General features: G+C 70.2%; 16 protein-coding genes and 1 pseudogene. 10 read left to right on the forward strand and 7 right to left on the reverse strand.

Features of this window, described 5'->3' with window-relative positions; genetic code table 11:
• Positions 1-108 precede the first annotated feature (108 nt).
• Positions 109-453: a rhodanese-like domain-containing protein gene (locus tag BFF76_RS22810; protein ID WP_031090465.1), complete on the forward strand. Its 345-nt coding sequence runs from the start codon at positions 109-111 to the stop codon at positions 451-453.
• A 392-nt stretch (positions 454-845) separates the two neighbouring features.
• Here BFF76_RS22810 and BFF76_RS22815 read toward each other — a convergent pair whose 3' ends face one another.
• The 5 genes from BFF76_RS22815 to paaA are packed head-to-tail and all read right to left on the reverse strand — an operon-like array spanning position 846 to position 4,415.
• Positions 846-1,907, reverse strand: coding sequence for a 2Fe-2S iron-sulfur cluster-binding protein (locus BFF76_RS22815; protein WP_065848957.1), 1,062 nt, complete (start codon positions 1,905-1,907; stop codon positions 846-848).
• On the reverse strand, positions 1,908-2,405 hold the full coding sequence (gene paaD / locus BFF76_RS22820) for a 1,2-phenylacetyl-CoA epoxidase subunit PaaD (RefSeq protein WP_065848963.1): 498 nt from the start codon (positions 2,403-2,405) through the stop codon (positions 1,908-1,910).
• Positions 2,402-3,103, reverse strand: a complete 702-nt coding sequence (gene paaC / locus BFF76_RS22825; RefSeq protein ID WP_031090471.1) for a 1,2-phenylacetyl-CoA epoxidase subunit PaaC — start codon at positions 3,101-3,103, stop codon at positions 2,402-2,404. Before paaC ends, paaD begins: the two co-directional genes overlap by 4 nt.
• The gene (paaB, locus tag BFF76_RS22830; RefSeq protein ID WP_031090474.1) at positions 3,100-3,390 is read right to left on the reverse strand and encodes a 1,2-phenylacetyl-CoA epoxidase subunit PaaB; all 291 of its coding nucleotides are present in this window, start codon (positions 3,388-3,390) and stop codon (positions 3,100-3,102) included. The genes paaC and paaB overlap by 4 nt, the downstream gene beginning before the upstream one ends.
• A complete protein-coding gene (paaA, locus tag BFF76_RS22835; protein WP_065848958.1) occupies positions 3,387-4,415 on the reverse strand; it encodes a 1,2-phenylacetyl-CoA epoxidase subunit PaaA in 1,029 nt (342 codons plus the stop codon). Before paaA ends, paaB begins: the two co-directional genes overlap by 4 nt.
• 115 nt (positions 4,416-4,530) lie before the next feature.
• On the opposite strand from paaA, the gene BFF76_RS22840 reads away from it, so the two are divergent.
• From BFF76_RS22840 to BFF76_RS22850, 3 genes are read left to right on the forward strand one after another with little or no spacing between them, the layout of a single operon-like run.
• Complete coding sequence (locus BFF76_RS22840) at positions 4,531-5,397, forward strand: DUF5819 family protein (protein ID WP_107418473.1); 867 nt, start codon at positions 4,531-4,533, stop codon at positions 5,395-5,397.
• Positions 5,394-6,665 carry an HTTM domain-containing protein gene (locus BFF76_RS22845; protein ID WP_065848960.1) on the forward strand — a complete coding sequence of 424 codons (1,272 nt, stop codon included), beginning with the start codon at positions 5,394-5,396 and terminating at the stop codon, positions 6,663-6,665. Before BFF76_RS22840 ends, BFF76_RS22845 begins: the two co-directional genes overlap by 4 nt.
• Positions 6,662-7,402, forward strand: a complete 741-nt coding sequence (locus BFF76_RS22850; protein WP_031090483.1) for a TrmH family RNA methyltransferase — start codon at positions 6,662-6,664, stop codon at positions 7,400-7,402. Before BFF76_RS22845 ends, BFF76_RS22850 begins: the two co-directional genes overlap by 4 nt.
• A gap of 77 nt (positions 7,403-7,479) precedes the next feature.
• On the opposite strand, the gene paaN is transcribed toward BFF76_RS22850, so the two are convergent.
• Entirely contained in the window at positions 7,480-9,180 is a 1,701-nt protein-coding gene (gene paaN / locus BFF76_RS22855) for a phenylacetic acid degradation protein PaaN (RefSeq protein WP_031090485.1), read from the reverse strand.
• A 122-nt stretch (positions 9,181-9,302) separates the two neighbouring features.
• Between paaN and BFF76_RS22860 the strand changes: the two genes are divergently transcribed.
• Positions 9,303-9,893, forward strand: coding sequence for a TetR/AcrR family transcriptional regulator (locus BFF76_RS22860; RefSeq protein WP_031090487.1), 591 nt, complete (start codon positions 9,303-9,305; stop codon positions 9,891-9,893).
• 24 nt (positions 9,894-9,917) lie between these two features.
• Here the strand turns inward: BFF76_RS22860 and BFF76_RS22865 are convergent, their stop codons facing one another.
• Positions 9,918-10,424 (reverse strand): Lrp/AsnC family transcriptional regulator, encoded by a 507-nt coding sequence (locus BFF76_RS22865; protein ID WP_031090489.1) that lies wholly within the window; start codon positions 10,422-10,424, stop codon positions 9,918-9,920.
• 225 nt (positions 10,425-10,649) lie between these two features.
• On the opposite strand from BFF76_RS22865, the gene pdhA reads away from it, so the two are divergent.
• From pdhA to BFF76_RS22890, 5 genes and pseudogenes are all read left to right on the forward strand, one after another.
• Complete coding sequence (pdhA, locus tag BFF76_RS22870; RefSeq protein WP_031090491.1) at positions 10,650-11,813, forward strand: pyruvate dehydrogenase (acetyl-transferring) E1 component subunit alpha; 1,164 nt, start codon at positions 10,650-10,652, stop codon at positions 11,811-11,813.
• Positions 11,810-12,841 (forward strand): alpha-ketoacid dehydrogenase subunit beta, encoded by a 1,032-nt coding sequence (locus tag BFF76_RS22875; RefSeq protein ID WP_031090494.1) that lies wholly within the window; start codon positions 11,810-11,812, stop codon positions 12,839-12,841. The genes pdhA and BFF76_RS22875 overlap by 4 nt, the downstream gene beginning before the upstream one ends.
• Positions 12,841-14,310: a dihydrolipoamide acetyltransferase family protein gene (locus BFF76_RS22880; protein WP_065848961.1), complete on the forward strand. Its 1,470-nt coding sequence runs from the start codon at positions 12,841-12,843 to the stop codon at positions 14,308-14,310. The genes BFF76_RS22875 and BFF76_RS22880 overlap by 1 nt, the downstream gene beginning before the upstream one ends.
• A gap of 112 nt (positions 14,311-14,422) precedes the next feature.
• A complete protein-coding gene (locus BFF76_RS22885; RefSeq protein WP_065848962.1) occupies positions 14,423-15,298 on the forward strand; it encodes an NTP transferase domain-containing protein in 876 nt (291 codons plus the stop codon).
• Positions 15,295-15,531: pseudogene (locus tag BFF76_RS22890) on the forward strand (hypothetical protein); the annotation flags it as partial. The gene BFF76_RS22885 and the pseudogene BFF76_RS22890, both read left to right, overlap by 4 nt.

The following is a 15,531-nucleotide window of genomic DNA, read 5'->3' on the forward strand; positions in this document are numbered from 1 at the left end:
CGGCGAGAAGCTTCTCGCCGATGTGGCACAGCGTGAGGACGAGCTGGCCGGGCTGGTGCAGTAGCGTTCCGGTGACCCTGGCGCGTACGTACGAGAGAAGGCATATCCATGAATTTCGCTCCGCTGCCCTCGGTGGACGCCGCGACGGTTCCGTCGGACGGATTCGTGCTGGACGTCCGTGAGGACGACGAGTGGGCAGCCGGGCACGTCGAGGGCGCTCTGCACATTCCCATGAGTGACTTCGTCGGCCGCTTCGGCGAACTGACCGAAGCGGCCGACGGCGGACGGCGCGTGCATGTGATGTGCCGTGTCGGGGGCCGGTCCGCTCAGGTCACCCAGTACCTGGTGCAGCAGGGCATCGACGCGGTGAACATCGACGGCGGGATGCTGGCCTGGGACGGCGCCGGGCGCCCGATGGTCGCGGACAACGGGAGCGCGGCTTTCGTCCTCTGAGGGCCCGCACCACAGCTTCTTCGCCGCTGCGGTGTGCGGCAGGGCGGTGTCGACGCCCTGCCGCCGCCCTGGTTCGTCGGGGCCCTCCAGCGCGGGGGCCACGGTCTGTGGGGCCGCCGCCCTGCGGCTGCCTCCGGACAGGCTCGGCGGCTGACGTGCACCTCTGCCCCGGGGCCTCTGCCCCGGCTCTGGCCGGCGCGCCTCCGTGACCGCTCGGCTCGGCGACAGCCGTGAGCCAGCGGCTGCGATGCCGTGCGACTATGCAGCCCGTTCGCGGACACGGACGGGGGCACGTCGGCGTACAGAACCTCGTGCCCCGCGCACGGGCACTGGACGGTGCCCCGTGCACGGGGCACGAGGTTGTTCTGGCGGGGCGGGCGTCGTGCGGGCCGTCAGCGGTCGAAGTCGAGTTCGACTTCGGGGGTGAGGGGGTGGGACTGACAGGCCAGGACGAAGCCGGCCCCGGTTTCATCCGGTTCGAGGGCGAAATTGCGGTCCATCCGCACTTCGCCCGAGACAAGGAAGGCCCGGCAGGTCCCGCACACTCCTCCCTTGCAGGCATACGGAGCGTCAGAGCGGCTTCGCAGCACTGTGTCCAGCAGCGATTCGCCGTCCTGGACCGGCCAGCTGCCCGACCGCCCGTCGAGGGTCGCCGTGAGCCGGCTCTCCGTCGGTACGGCGACGCTTGGCGCGGTCGGCGCAGCTGTCCCCTCGTCGGCGACGTGGAAGATTTCCTGGTGGATGCGTGACCGGTCGGCGCCGAGTGCACGCAGCGCGCTCTCCGCCCCGCGGACCAGGCCGAGCGGCCCGCAGAGGAACCAGCCGTCCACGTCGGGCACCGGCAACAACGCGGGCAGCAGCCCGGTGAGCCGCTCCTGGTCCAGCCGACCCGAGGGGAGTCCGGCTGCCTGTTCCTCCCGGGACAGCGCCGTCACCAGCTGGAAACGGTCCGGATAGCAGTCCTTGAGTTCCGCCACCTCGTCGAGGAACATCGTCGACGAGGCCGTCCGGTCGCTGCGGATCAGACAGAAGCGCGCCAGGGGCTCCCGTGCCAGCAGTGTCGATGCCATCGACAGCACCGGCGTTATGCCACTGCCGCCGACGATCGCGGCGAAATGGCCCGGGCGGGGGGCGAGGACGAAACGGCCCGTCGGAGCCATGCTCTCCACCTGGTCCCCGACGGCCAGCTCCTTGAGGGCGTAGGTCGAGAACGCCCCCCCGTCGACCATGCGGATACCCACCCGAACCACGGGGTCGCCCGGCGGCTCGGCGGCAGGTGCGCAGATCGAGTACGACCGTCGGATCTCCTCGCCGCCGACGCTGTAGCGCACATTCAGGTGCTGGCCCGGAGTGTGGCGGAAGGTCTCGCGCAGTTCGGACGGCACGGCGAAGGTGACGGCCACCGCGTCGTCCGTGATCCGCTCGATCGTGCTGACCCGGAGCAGATGGAACATCTACAACTCCTTGAAGTGGTCGAACGGTTCGCGGCAGGCCACACATCGGCGCAGCGCCTTGCACGCCGTGGAGGAGAACCGGCTCAAAAGCTCCGTGTCCGTGGATCCGCAGTGCGGACAGCGCACCGAGAGTGTCAGGGGAACCGGACCGCCCGGGCCGCCCCCCTGACGTGGTGGCGCTATGCCGAACTCGGCGAGCTTTCGGCGCCCTTCGTCGCTGATGTTGTCCGTCGACCAAGCCGGGGCCAGGACCGTGACCACGGACACCTCGGCTACACCGTGGTCGAGCAGCACACGCTCGATGTCGGCGGACATGGCCTCGATGGCGGGGCAGCCTGTGTATGTGGGCGTGAGACGCACCGTGACCTTGTCCGGCCCGTCCACCCGCACTCCGCGGAGCACACCGAGTTCGTCCAGAGTGAGGACCGGGAGCTCGGGATCGGGCACGGAGCCGGCCAGCCGATGGAGCTCCGCTTCCAGCGGGGTCTCGGTGGTCACCACGACGCCCCCGGGTGGCTGCGGTGGAGGTGCTGCATCTCTGCGAGCATCCGTCCGAAAGGTTCCGTGTGCAGGCCCTGCCGGCCCGCTCCGGCCGCCCAGGCACCGGACTGAGGCCCCGACGGGACTGTCAGGGTGGCCCGCTCCACCACGGAGGTGACCGCGGCGAGCCAGCGGTCGCTCAGGGCGCTCCGGTCGATGTCGACTCCACCGACGGGCTCGAACAGCTCGCCGGTGAACCGCCACAGCGCGTCCAGCCCGAGCTGCATGCGCTCATGGCTTTCCGCGGTGCCGTCACCGAGCCGCAGGACCCACTGCTCCGCGTGGTCCCGGTGATAGGCGACTTCTTTGACGGCCTTGGCGGCGAGATCCGCGAACTCGCCCTCGCCGGCGGCCAGCTCCTCGTACAGCAGATGCTGGTAGACGGAGAAGTAGAGCTGGCGAGCCATGGTGTGGGCGAAGTCGCCGTTCGGCTGCTCGACCAGTTGAACGTTGCGGAAGGCCCGCTCCTCACGGAGGTAGGCCAGCTGATCCTCGTCCCCCACGAACGAGAGCAGCATCCTGGCCTGTCCCAGCAGGTCCAGGGCGATGTTGGCAAGAGCCACCTCCTCCTCCAGCACGGGGGCGTGGCCCGCCCACTCACCCAGCCGGTGCGAGAGCACCAGCGCGTCGTCGCCCAGGGCGAGAGCCGCGGTCACAGGTGCTTCACCCCTTCCGGGATCTCGTAGAACGTGGGGTGGCGATAGGGCTTGTCACCGGCGGGTTCGAAGAAGGAGTCCTTCTCGTCCGGCGAGGAGGCGGTGATCTCCGTCGAGGGAACCACCCAGAGGGAGACTCCTTCCGAGCGGCGCGTGTACAGATCGCGGGCGTTGCGCAGGGCCATCTCGGCGTCCGGCGCGTGCAGACTGCCCGCATGGGTGTGGGACAGCCCGCGCCGGGAACGCACGAACACCTCCCACAGGGGCCAGTCGGTCGAGCTGCTCATGCGGTCGCCTCCACGGGCTGGGCGGCTGCTCCGGCTGTGCCGGGCCGTGCCGAGTGCTTGTCTGCGTACGCCGCTGCCGCGTCGCGGACCCAGGCGCCTTCTTCGTGGGCCTTGCGGCGCTGGGTCAGCCGTTGTTCGTTGCAGGGGCCGTTGCCCTTGAGGACCTCCTGGAATTCCGTCCAGTCGATCGCTCCGTAGTCGTGCTGTCCGAGCTTCTCGTTCCACCGGATGTCGGGGTCGGGAAGGCTGAGGCCCAGCACCTGCGCTTGCGGGACGCAGATGTCGACGAAGCGCCGGCGCAGCTCGTCGTTGGAGTGCCGCTTGATCTTCCAGGCCATCGACTGCGCCGAGTGCGCCGAGGCGTCGTCCGGCGGACCGAACATCATCAGGGACGGCCACCACCAGCGGTTCACCGCGTCCTGTGCCATTTCGTGCTGGGCGGGGGTGCCGTGGCTGAGGGCCAGCAGCAGCTCGTAACCCTGGCGCTGGTGGAAGGACTCCTCCTTGCAGATGCGGACCATCGCCCTCGCGTACGGGCCGTAGGAGCAGCGGCAGAGCGGTACCTGGTTGGTGATGGCGGCGCCGTCGACGAGCCAGCCGATCGCTCCCACGTCCGCCCAGGTCAGCGTGGGGTAGTTGAAGATGGAGGAATAGCGCTGCCGACCGGCGTGCAGTTTGTCGAGGAGCTCCTCGCGGCTGGTGCCGAGCGTCTCCGCCGCGCTGTACAGGTAGAGGCCGTGTCCGGCCTCGTCCTGCACCTTCGCCATCAGGATGGCCTTGCGGCGCAGCGAGGGCGCCCTTGAGATCCAGTTGGCCTCGGGCTGCATGCCGATGATCTCGGAATGGGCGTGCTGGGCCATCTGGCGGACCAGTGAAGCCCGGTACGCCTCGGGCATCCAGTCGCGGGGCTCGATCCGGTCGTCCGCCGCCACTGCGGCGTCGAATGTTGCCAGGTGGGCCGCTTCCGCTTCCTCCGCCGTGCCTGCTGTCCCCTGCGTCGTCTGGTCCGCAGTCACTGCCGCCATCCCGGGCTCCCTACCGACCGATCGTTCGGTTCCTTGGCTTCAATGGTGAGCCGGAGGCCCGTAGGGTGTCAACCCTGTGGATAACTGAGTGGTGATCGACGGTGATCGGGGCAGGATGGATGCGGACCACGGTGGGCGCACCGGAAGCGAAAAGAAGCTCGTCCGGCCCGGCGTGACCAACGTCCCGGAAGCGGATCAGGACCCGGAGTCCGAACCTGCGGGGATACCGGAGGCGGCGGATCGCTCCCGACCGGTCGCCGCGGCGCAGACGGACACGGCCCCCGCGCCCGCCGGACGCCGTCCGGACGGCGGTATGGCCGCACTCTCCCCTCCGTACCAGGTCGCCGCGGCGATCGCGGTATCCCTGATAGGGCTGCTGGCCTTCGCACACGTAGCCATGATCTTTCTCCACGTCGCGCCGTCCAACACGCTGACGAAGCAGCACGGCGATGTGGTCGACGACTGGGTCTTCCCCGAGTTCGAGCAGAACTGGAAACTCTTCGCCCCCAACCCTCTTCAGCAGAACATCTCCGTGCACGTGCGGGCGGAGTTGGAGGACAACGGCGCGGACGGCAGCAGCATCACACGCTGGATCAATCTCTCGCGTGAGGACGGCGAGGCGATACGCGGAAACGTCCTCCCCAGCCATGTCGACCAGAACGAGCTGCGCCGTGCCTGGGACTTCTACACCGGCTCCCACGACAGCGAGAACCGCCCCAACGGCCTGCGCGGCGAGCTGTCCGAGCGTTACATCCGCCGCATCGTCATGGTGCGCCTCGCCGAACACGGCTACGGCGGAGCGGTCGAGCGCATCCAGGTCCGGTCCGCGGTGCGCTCCGTCGCGGCACCGGAGTGGAGCGACGAGAAGATCAGCACCAATGCGGAGTACAGAGAGCTCCCGTGGTGGACCGTCGCTCCGGCGGACCTTCCCGGGGCGGCCTCGGCCGATCAGGCTTCGCAGCTCCGGAAGGCGGAGAAATGAGTGCCCCCGTCCCGGTCCGTGAGAGCACCGGCGCCGTCGGCCGTTCGCTCGCCCGCGCCGTCCAGCGCGTCACCGCCTCGCCCCTCGGCGCCTACCAGAGCGCGGTCGTCCGGATCGGCGTATCCGCCACCTACCTGCTGTTCCTGCTGCGCGAGCTGCCCCACCGTCACGAGCTGTACGGCCCCGAGGGGCCGTGGAGTTGGGACATGGCGCACCGCCTCATCGCCAACAACGGCTCGTTCACCGTCCTGATGTGGTCGGACAGCACGATCTGGTTCGAGGCCGTGTACGCGATCACCCTGGTATCGGCCGCGCTGCTGATGACCGGCTGGCGGACACGGGCCACATCCGTTCTTTTCATGGCCGGGGTGCTCTCCCTGCAGAACCGCAGCATCTTCATGGGCGACGGCGGCGACAACGTCATCCACCTGATGGCGGTCTATCTGGTGCTGACGCGCTGCGCGCGGGTCTGGTCCCTGGACGCGCGCCGTCTGTCTCGGAGCGCCGTTTGCCGCGCGCAGGCAGGCCCGCCCGCCCGTGACGTCGCCGGTCCGGTCCTGTGGGCGCTGCTCGGCTGTGTCCTCCTGCCCGCCACCCTCATAGGCGGCTTCGGCGGCACATGGTGGATGCCGTCCCTCCTGTGGGTGCTGTGGCTGGGGAACGGTGCCTGGTGGGTCCTGAGCCGGTACGCACCGGGCCATGAGCTGCGCGCGCTCTTCGACGTGCTGGCCAATCTGGCCCACAATGCCGCTCTTCTCGTCATCATGGCCGAGGTCTGTCTCGTCTACGCGACTGCCGGGTGGTACAAGATCCAGGGTTCCCGCTGGCAGGACGGCACCGCGATCTACTACCCGCTCAAGCTGGACTACTTCGCCCCGTGGCCGGGGCTCTCGGGCCTGCTCGCCTCCAGCGCCCTGGCGGTGATGGTGCTGACGTACGCCACGGTCATCGTGCAGGTCGCCTTCCCGTTCACGCTGTTCAACCGGCGGGTCAAGAACGTCCTGCTGGTCCTCATGATCGGTGAGCACGCCGGGATCGCCTTGCTGCTGGGGCTGCCCTTCTTCTCCATGGCGATGATCGCCGCGGACGCCGTCTTCCTGCCGACGGTCTTTCTGGTGTGGCTGGGAGAGAGGGTCTGGCACGTCCGGCAACGTCTGTTCTCCCGGGCGGCAGGCAGGCTCCGGCTCCCCGGGCAGCGGCGGGCGGTGCCGGACGTCGAGGAGGCCCCGCGCGGCGGCGGTGGCAGTGGCCATACGCTCGTCGGGTGACCAGCGAGACCGGCAGTACAGAAGAGCCCCGGGCGGCAGCCGCGCCTGATCCGTCCGCGGACGCGGCGGCCACGCCCGATCCTTCGGCGGAACCGATCCAGTACGACGACGGGTACGGCGCCGTGATCGGTGTCGGGCCGCACCCGCTGCCCTGGCCCGAGGGGGAGCGCTACGATCCCGAACTCCTCGCTCACGGTGACCGGCGCAATGTGGGCGACGCCTACCGGTACTGGACGCGGGAGGCGATCGTCGCCGATCTCGACCTGCGGCGGCACGACTTCCACGTGGCTGTGGAGAACTGGGGCCATGACTTCAACATCGGTTCGGTGGTGCGCACCGCCAACGCCTTCCTCGCGAAGGAGATCCACATCGTGGGGCGGCGTCGCTGGAACCGGCGGGGTGCCATGGTCACCGACCGCTATCAGCATGTGCGGCACCACCCGGATACGGCGGACCTGACCGCCTGGGCGGAGGCCGAGGGGCTGCCGATCATCGGGATCGACAACCTTCCGGGGGCCGTGCCGCTGGAGCGGACGGAGCTGCCGCGGCGGTGTGTGCTGCTGTTCGGGCAGGAGGGGCCGGGGCTTACGGAGGAAGCACGCAAGCACGCCGCGATGACGTGCTCGATCGCTCAGTTCGGCTCGACGCGGTCGATCAACGCCGGCGCTGCGGCCGCCATCGCCATGCACGCCTGGGTGCAGCGCTACGCGGACATTCCGGACCCGCGCGGCGGCTGACCGGTGGAGCGGTTCTCCGCTCCACCGGACGCCCCATGGATCGCCCCCCGGCCGGGCCTCGTGCGCAAGGGCCTTGATCAGGCCTGGCGGCGGACCTCCACCACCCGGAAGCGGTTGGACACGAAGGCCCCGTCGCAGAGAGCCGCGTTGGCCGCCGGGTTGCCTCCCGAACCGTGGAAGTCGGAGAAGGCCGCTGTCTGGTTGACGAAAACCCCGCCGGTGAGATTCAGGGAGAGCTGAGCCGACTCGTCGAAGCAGACGTCCTCCACCGCACGTTCCACCTCGGGAGAGGTGGTGTACGCGCCGACGGTCATCGCGCCCTTCTCGCGGACCGTGCGGCGCAGCAGGTCCAGCGCGTCACCGGTCGAGTCGACGGCGACCGCGAACGAGACCGGGCCGAAGCACTCCGAAAGGTAGGGCGCCCCGTCGTCGGGCTTCGTCCCGTCGAGCTTCACGAGAACGGGCGTGCGGACCACGGCGTCGGGGAAGTCGGGGTTGGCCACCGGCCGCGAGGCGAGCGCGACGTCGCCCAGGGCCGCGGCTCCTTCCAGCCGGGCCTTCACGTCCGGGTTCACGAGGGCGCCGAGCAGTCCGTTGGCCCGGGCGTCGTCGCCGAGGAGTCCGCTCACCGCCTCCGCGAGGTCCGCCACCACGTCCTCGTAGGACTTGGTGCCCGCGTCGGTCGCGATGCCGGCGCGTGGAATGAGCAGGTTCTGCGGGGTGGTGCACATCTGGCCGCTGTAGAGGGAGAGCGAGAAGGCCAGGTTGGAGAGCATGCCCCGGTAGTTGTCGGTGGAGTCGAGGACGATCGTGTTGACGCCGGCCTTCTCCGTGTAGACCTGCGCCTGACGGGCGTTGGTCTCCAGCCAGTCGCCGAAGGCGGTCGAACCCGTGTAGTCGATGATCTTGATTTCGGGCCGTACCGCGAGCGTCTTGGCGACGCCCTCGCCGGGGCGCTCCGCCGCCAGGGCGACGAGGTTGGGGTCGAAGCCCGCCTCGGCCAGTACCTCGCGCGCCAGCTGGACGGTGAGCGCCAGGGGGAGGACCGCACGAGGGTGCGGCTTGACCAGCACGGGATTGCCGGTCGCCAGCGAGGCGAAGAGGCCGGGATAGCCGTTCCACGTGGGGAAGGTGTTGCAGCCGATCAGCAGTGAGATGCCACGCCCGGCCGCCGTGAACGACTTGTGCAGCTGCAACGGGTCGCGCTTGCCCTGCGGCTTCGACCAGTCGGCGCTGCGCGGCGTGCGCGTCTGCTCCGCGTACGCGTACGCCACTGCCTCCAGGCCGCGGTCCTGGGCGTGTGGTCCGCCCGCCTGGAAGGCCATCACGAACGCCTGCCCGCTGGTGTGCATCACGGCGTGGGCCAGCTCGTGCGTACGGGCGCTGATCCGGGAGAGGATCTCGAGACAGACATGGGCCCTCGTCTCGGGCCCCGCCGCGCGCCAGGAGCCCATGGCGGCACTCATGGCGGGAAGCAGGATGTCCGGGTCCGCGTGCGGATACTCGACGCCGAGCTCCGGCCCGTAGGGCGAGACCTCTCCGCCCGTCCAGCCGTCGGTGCCGGGCTGGCCGAGGTCCAGCCGGGTGTTGAGCACGGCGTCGAACGCCGCTTTGCCCTCGGCCGCACCGAGGCTGCCGGGGAGGCCCCCCTCGCCGTAGGCCTTCGGGTGCTCGGGGTGCGGAGACCAGTAGGCGCGCGTACGGATCGCGTCCAGGGCCTGGTCGAGCGTCGGGCGGTGGATCTCGGACAGCTTTTCGGGGGAAAGCTCGGCGGCCATGACGGACCAACTCCTCGTCGAGCCGGGCAGGGATGTGCTGACGGAGTTAGAGTAACCGAACGATCGGTCGGGACAAGGGGTCCCGGAAACCTGTGGACAACTCATGGGGGAGGATCGCGGTCATGACCACGGCCAAGCGGGACACGTACACCCCTGAGACACTCCTGACCGTCGCGGTCCGTGTCTTCAACGAGCGGGGCTACGACGGCACGTCCATGGAGCACCTGTCCAAGGCGGCGGGTATTTCCAAATCGTCCATCTATCACCATGTGGCGGGCAAGGAAGAGCTCCTGAGGCGCGCGGTGAGCCGTGCGCTCGACGGGCTCTTCGGCATTCTCGACGAGCCCGGGGCGATACACGGGCGGGCGATCGCCCGGGTCGAGTACGTCACGCGCCGGACGGTCGAGGTGCTCATGGAGGAGTTGCCGTACGTGACGCTGCTGCTGCGCGTACGCGGCAACACGACGACGGAGCGATGGGCCCTGGAGCGCCGGCGGGAATTCGATCAGCGGGTGTCCGAGCTGCTCAAGGCCGCCGTGTCGGACGGAGACCTGCGTGCGGACGTGGACATACGCCTGGCGACCCGGCTGCTCTTCGGCATGGTGAACTCGCTGGTCGAGTGGTATCGCCCGCAGCCGGGAGGTTCCTCCGAGACGCAGCAGCTCGCAGACACGGTCGTCCAGCTGGCCTTCGAAGGGATGCGGGCCGGCTGATCCGGCCCGATCCGGACCCGACGGCTAGGCGAGCTCGGCCGGGCGGTCCGGGCGCGGGCCGAGGTCGGTCTCCTCGAACACCAGCAGGGTGCGGGTGGACAGCACTTCCGGTATGGCCTGGATCCGGGTCAGGACCAGCTCGCGCAGCGCCTGGTTGTCCGGGGTGTGCACGAGGAGCAGCACGTCGAAGTCGCCACTGACCAGCGCGATGTGGGTGGCTCCCGGGAGCGCCTGGAGCTGTTCGCGCACGGTGCGCCAGGAGTTCTGGACGATCTTGAGCGTGATGTAGGCGGAGGCGGCCTGCCCCGCCCTTTCGTGGTTCACGCGTGCGCTGAAGCCGCGGATCACGCCGTCCTCGACGAGCCTGTTGATCCGGGCGTACGCGTTTGCCCGCGAGACGTGGACGCGCTCCGCGACGGCACGTATCGAGGCTCGGCCGTCCGTCCGGAGGATGCGCAGGATGGCGCGGTCCGTGGAATCCAGCGGTCGTGCGGGCGGAGTGCGGCCGGGGTCCCCGCCTCCCTCGGCCATTTGTTCAGCTGTCATCGGCCCGCACCTCCCTGTTGTGGACGACCTGCTCCTATCCCAGGCTGTGGAGAACCGTTTGTCCACAGGCTGGAGGTGCCTGTAGCCAAATTGCGCCGACGACCGAACAATCGGTAGGTGAGGCACACCACACCGTGCCCTGCTCACGCCCCGCCATTCCTGCGGATTTCGACACCCCTCGATATATCTCGATGCCAGGAGGTGCTTGTCATGACGGTCCAGGAGCTGCCCGGCGCAGCCGCCTACAGGCCCACGCCGCCCCCGGCCTGGAAGCCGCTCACCGACCCCGCGCCGCTGCTCCCGGACCCCGAGCCGTTCCGCGTGCTCGGTACGGACGCAGCGGCCGGCGCCGATCCTGAGCTGCTGCTGAGGCTCTATGCCGAGCTGGTGCGCGGTCGCCGGTACAACGCGCAGGCCACCGCCCTGACCAAGCAGGGCAGGCTCGCGGTGTACCCGTCGAGCACCGGTCAGGAGGCCTGTGAGATCGCGGCGGCGCTCGTGCTGGAGGACCGCGACTGGCTCTTTCCCAGCTATCGCGACACCCTTGCCGCAGTGGCCCGTGGCCTTGACCCGGTCGAGGCGCTGACGCTGCTGCGGGGGGACCGGCACACCGGTTACGACCCGCGTGAGCACCGCATCGCACCGCTGTGCACCCCGCTCGCCACCCAGTTGCCGCATGCGGTGGGCCTTGCGCACGCGGCGCGCCTCAAGGGCGACGACGTGGTGGCCCTCGCGATGGTCGGCGACGGCGGGACGAGTGAGGGCGACTTCCACGAGGCGCTGAATTTCGCTGCTGTCTGGCGGGCGCCGGTCGTGTTCCTCGTGCAGAACAACGGCTTCGCGATCTCGGTGCCACTGGCCAAGCAGACCGCGGCGCCGTCCCTCGCCCACAAGGCCGTCGGATACGGGATGCCGGGTCGCCTGGTCGACGGTAACGACGCGGCGGCGGTGCACGAGGTGCTGAGCGGTGCTGTGGCACGGGCCAGGCGGGGTGAGGGACCGACACTCGTCGAGGCCGTCACCTACCGCATGGAGGCTCACACCAACGCCGACGACGCCACCCGATACCGCGGGGACAGCGAGGTGGAGGCGTGGCGCGAGCACGATCCGATCAGACTTCTCGAGCGGGAACTGACCGGGCGCGGGCTGCTGGACGAGGAAGGTATCGCGACGGTACGGGAGGCGGCGGAGCGTATGGCGGAGAGGCTGCGTGAGCAGATGAACGCCGATCCGGTGCTCGACCCGATGGACCTGTTCGCCCATGTCTACGAGGAACAGACCGGCCAGCTGCGGGAGCAGGCGGCACAGCTGCGGAGCGAGCTGGACGCCGAGCAGGGTCCGCACGACGAGAGCGGCGCGGAGGAGGGGCGATGAGCACCGTTGCGGCGACGGCCGGTGAGCGGACCGGCCGGGCCAGGCCGGCCACGATGGCACAGGCCCTCGGACGTGCGTTGCGGGACTCGATGGCGGAGGACCCGACGGTTCACGTCCTCGGGGAGGACGTCGGCACACTCGGTGGCGTCTTCCGCGTCACCGACGGCCTGGCGAAGGAGTTCGGCGACGAGCGCTGCACGGACACACCGCTGGCCGAGGCGGGAATCCTCGGCGCGGCCGTGGGCATGGCGATGTACGGGCTGCGGCCCGTAGTGGAGATGCAGTTCGACGCCTTCGCGTACCCGGCGTTCGAGCAGCTGATCAGCCATGTCGCCAAGATGCGGAACCGGACAGGGGGCGCCATGCCGCTTCCGATCACGGTGCGGGTGCCTTACGGCGGCGGGATCGGCGGGGTCGAACACCACAGCGACTCCTCGGAGGCCTACTACATGGCGACCCCCGGCCTTCATGTGGTGATGCCGGCCACGGTCGACGACGCGTACGGGCTGCTGAGGGAGTCGATCGCCTCCGACGACCCGGTGGTCTTCCTGGAACCGAAGCGGCTCTACTGGTCCAAGGCCGACTGGTCGCCGGATGCGCCGGCCCCGGTCGAACCCATCGGGCGGGCCGTGATCCGGCGCCCCGGACGCAGCGCGACCTTGATCACCTACGGACCGTCGCTTCCGGTGTGCCTGGAGGCAGCCGAGGCGGCGACGGCCGAGGGATGGGACCTCGAAGTGGTCGACCTGCGCTCGCTGGTGCCCTTCGATGACGAGACCGTCGCCGCGTCGGTCCGCCGCACGGGGCGCGCGGTGGTCGTCCATGAGTCCTCCGGTTTCGGCGGTCCGGGCGGTGAGATCGCGGCGCGGGTCACGGAGCGGTGTTTCCACCATCTGGAGGCACCGGTCCTGCGCGTCGCCGGTTTCGACATTCCCTATCCGCCGCCGATGCAGGAGCGGCACCATCTGCCGGGTGTGGACCGTGTGCTCGACGCGGTCGCCCGTCTTCAGTGGGAGGCCGAGAGCTGATGGCGAAGGTGCTCGAATTCAAGCTGCCGGATCTGGGCGAGGGGCTGACCGAGGCCGAGATCGTGCGCTGGCTGGTGGAGGTCGGCGACGTCGTCGCCGTGGACCAGCCCGTCGTCGAGGTCGAGACGGCCAAGGCAATGGTGGAGGTCCCCTGCCCTTACGGGGGCGTGGTGACGGCGCGGTTCGGCGAGGAGGGTGCGGAGCTCCCGGTCGGCGCGCCATTGCTGACGGTGGCGGTCGGATCGGCGGAGCCGGTGACGGGGCCCGCGGCTTCCGGCGAGTCCGCGGGCGGCGGTGCGCAGGACGAGTCGTCCGGCAACGTGCTGGTCGGTTACGGCACGGGTGCACCCGCGGCGCGCAGACGCAGGGTCAGGCCCGCTGCGATCTCGGCCACGCCTGCGTCGCCGGCCTCAGCACCGGCACCGGTCCCAGCACCGGCACCGGTCTCAGCAGCTACGGCACCCGTAGCAACCGCGGCGCGGGTCGCACCTGAGGCTCAGGCCACGACAGCTGTTCCGGGCCCGTCTGCGGCACTTGTCCCGGCTGAGGCATCGGCCCTCAGCCTCGCGGAGGCGCAGGGCCCTGTCGCCGTCATCTCCCCACTGGTCCGGAAGCTGGCGCGGCAGCACGGTCTGGATCTCCGGCATGTCGCCGGTACGGGACGGGACGGACTGATTCTGCGCACCGATGTGGAGTGCGCGATCAAGGCCGCGGGCGAGGAGCCCGCTGCCGGCGCAGCCCCCGCGGCCGCGCCGGAGCCGGCCCCGTCGGCCGAGCGGATCCCGCTGCGCGGGGTCAGGGGCGCGGTCGCGGAGAAGCTGTCGCGCAGTCGGCGGGAGATTCCCGATGCCACATGCTGGGTCGACGCCGATGCCACCGAGCTGATGGCGGCCCGAGCCGCGATGAACGCGGCCGGCGGTTCCGCCGCAGGGCCGAAGGTGTCGGTGCTCGCCCTGCTGGCGCGTATCTGCACGGCGGCTCTGGCGCGGTTCCCCGAGCTCAACTCGACGGTTGACGCCGACGCCCGGGAGATCGTGCGGCTGCCCGGAGTCCACCTGGGCTTCGCGGCCCAGACGGAGCGGGGCCTGGTCGTTCCGGTCGTCCGGGACGCGCACACGCGGAACGCCGAGTCGATCGGAGCGGAGATCGCCCGGCTGACCCAGGCGGCCCGGGACGGGAAGCTGACCCCGGCGCAGCTCACCGGCGGCACATTCACGCTGAACAACTACGGCGTGTTCGGTGTCGACGGGTCGACGCCGATCATCAACCACCCGGAGGCGGCGATGCTCGGAGTCGGCCGGATCATGCCCAAACCGTGGGTGTACGAGGGCGAACTGGCGGTCCGCCAAGTCGTCCAGCTCTCGCTCACCTTCGATCACCGGGTCTGTGACGGCGGCACCGCAGGGGGCTTCCTGCGGTACGTGGCCGACTGTGTGGAACAGCCCGCGGTGCTGTTGCGCACGCTGTAGTGGAGCCGGTGCGAACGCTGTAGCGGGCCCGCCGTGGACGGCCCCGGTCCGGGGTCTTGTGACTTCGGTCCCCGGGGAACCGTCCTGGGCGGGCGGCCCGCATACTCGGGGCATGACCGCGTATGACGCCATCGTGCTTGCCGGAGGGGCTGCGAAACGCCTCGGGGGAGCTGACAAGCCAGGGCTTCGCGTGGGCGGCCGTGCGCTGCTCGACCGGGTGCTCGCCGTCTGTGCCGACGCAAGGTCCACCGTGGTGGTGGGCGGGCGCAGGCCCACGGTGCGTCCCGTCACCTGGACAAGGGAAGTGCCGGAGGGCGGAGGCCCCTTGGCCGCGCTCGGCGCGGGCGTACGGCACACGGACGCGGACAGCGTTCTGGTGCTCTCCGCGGATCTGCCGTTCCTGGGAGAGGCGACCGTACGCGCCCTGCTGGCCGCGGCGGATCCAGGCGCTCGGGAAGGTGCTCTCTGTACCGATCCGGACGGCCGGGACCAGCCGCTGGTCGCCGTCTACCGCGCAGAGCCGCTGCGCCGTGAACTCGCCCTTCTCGCCACCGAATACGGCAGCCTCGCCGGTCTTCCGCTGCGGTTGCTGACGGCCGAGCTGGATCTGGCACGCGTCCAGGCCGGCCCGCTCGCCTCGTTCGACTGCGACACCTGGGAAGACATTGCTGCCGCCAGGGCGCGGATCAGGGAGCATGGGACTGTGCTGGACGAATGGATCACCGCAGTCAAGAACGAACTGGGCATCGAACTCGACGTCGACACCGGCGCCCTGCTCGACCTCGCCCGAGACGCCGCGCACGGCGTCGCCCGGCCCGCCGCGCCGCTGACCACCTTCCTGGTGGGGTACGCGGCAGCGATGGCGAGCAGTGGCAAGAGCCCGGAGGCGGCGGCTGACGCGGTGGCCGAAGCCTCTCGCAAGGCCACGGCCCTCGCGCTCCGGTGGGAGGAGGAAACGGAGGCGGGCAGCGACCCCGGCACGCCGTGACCGCGCACGGAGGCGAGGAGCGGGCAGCCGAGGAGGTACGGGCGGCGGAAGAGGAGCGGGCAGCCGAGGAAGCGCGGGCGGCCGAAGAGGAGCGGGCTGTCGAACAGGCACTGGCTCTGGTCGGACGTCAGCCGCAGGCATCGCATGCCCTGCCGGACCGATCCGGTGCGACGGCTCCGGCCACCTCGCCGACGCCGGCCATGCCGGACACGCACACCGGCCCCACCCCGAGC

Source organism: Streptomyces mutomycini (assembly GCF_001700505.1).
Taxonomy (GTDB): domain Bacteria; phylum Actinomycetota; class Actinomycetes; order Streptomycetales; family Streptomycetaceae; genus Streptomyces; species Streptomyces mutomycini.

Excerpts from the sequence above, each read along its gene's own strand:
- BFF76_RS22880 (WP_065848961.1), top strand. The coding sequence starts at position 12,841 with ATGGCGAAGGTGCTCGAATTCAAGCTGCCGGATCTGGGCGAGGGGCTG.
- paaB (WP_031090474.1), bottom strand. The coding sequence starts at position 3,390 with ATGAGCAGCTCGACCGACTGGCCCCTGTGGGAGGTGTTCGTGCGTTCC.
- BFF76_RS22815 (WP_065848957.1), bottom strand. The coding sequence starts at position 1,907 with ATGTTCCATCTGCTCCGGGTCAGCACGATCGAGCGGATCACGGACGAC.
- paaN (WP_031090485.1), bottom strand. The coding sequence starts at position 9,180 with ATGGCCGCCGAGCTTTCCCCCGAAAAGCTGTCCGAGATCCACCGCCCG.
- BFF76_RS22860 (WP_031090487.1), top strand. The coding sequence starts at position 9,303 with ATGACCACGGCCAAGCGGGACACGTACACCCCTGAGACACTCCTGACC.
- BFF76_RS22840 (WP_107418473.1), top strand. The coding sequence starts at position 4,531 with ATGGATGCGGACCACGGTGGGCGCACCGGAAGCGAAAAGAAGCTCGTC.
- BFF76_RS22810 (WP_031090465.1), top strand. The coding sequence starts at position 109 with ATGAATTTCGCTCCGCTGCCCTCGGTGGACGCCGCGACGGTTCCGTCG.
- BFF76_RS22865 (WP_031090489.1), bottom strand. The coding sequence starts at position 10,424 with ATGGCCGAGGGAGGCGGGGACCCCGGCCGCACTCCGCCCGCACGACCG.
- BFF76_RS22845 (WP_065848960.1), top strand. The coding sequence starts at position 5,394 with ATGAGTGCCCCCGTCCCGGTCCGTGAGAGCACCGGCGCCGTCGGCCGT.
- pdhA (WP_031090491.1), top strand. The coding sequence starts at position 10,650 with ATGACGGTCCAGGAGCTGCCCGGCGCAGCCGCCTACAGGCCCACGCCG.
- BFF76_RS22885 (WP_065848962.1), top strand. The coding sequence starts at position 14,423 with ATGACCGCGTATGACGCCATCGTGCTTGCCGGAGGGGCTGCGAAACGC.
- paaA (WP_065848958.1), bottom strand. The coding sequence starts at position 4,415 with ATGGCGGCAGTGACTGCGGACCAGACGACGCAGGGGACAGCAGGCACG.
- BFF76_RS22875 (WP_031090494.1), top strand. The coding sequence starts at position 11,810 with ATGAGCACCGTTGCGGCGACGGCCGGTGAGCGGACCGGCCGGGCCAGG.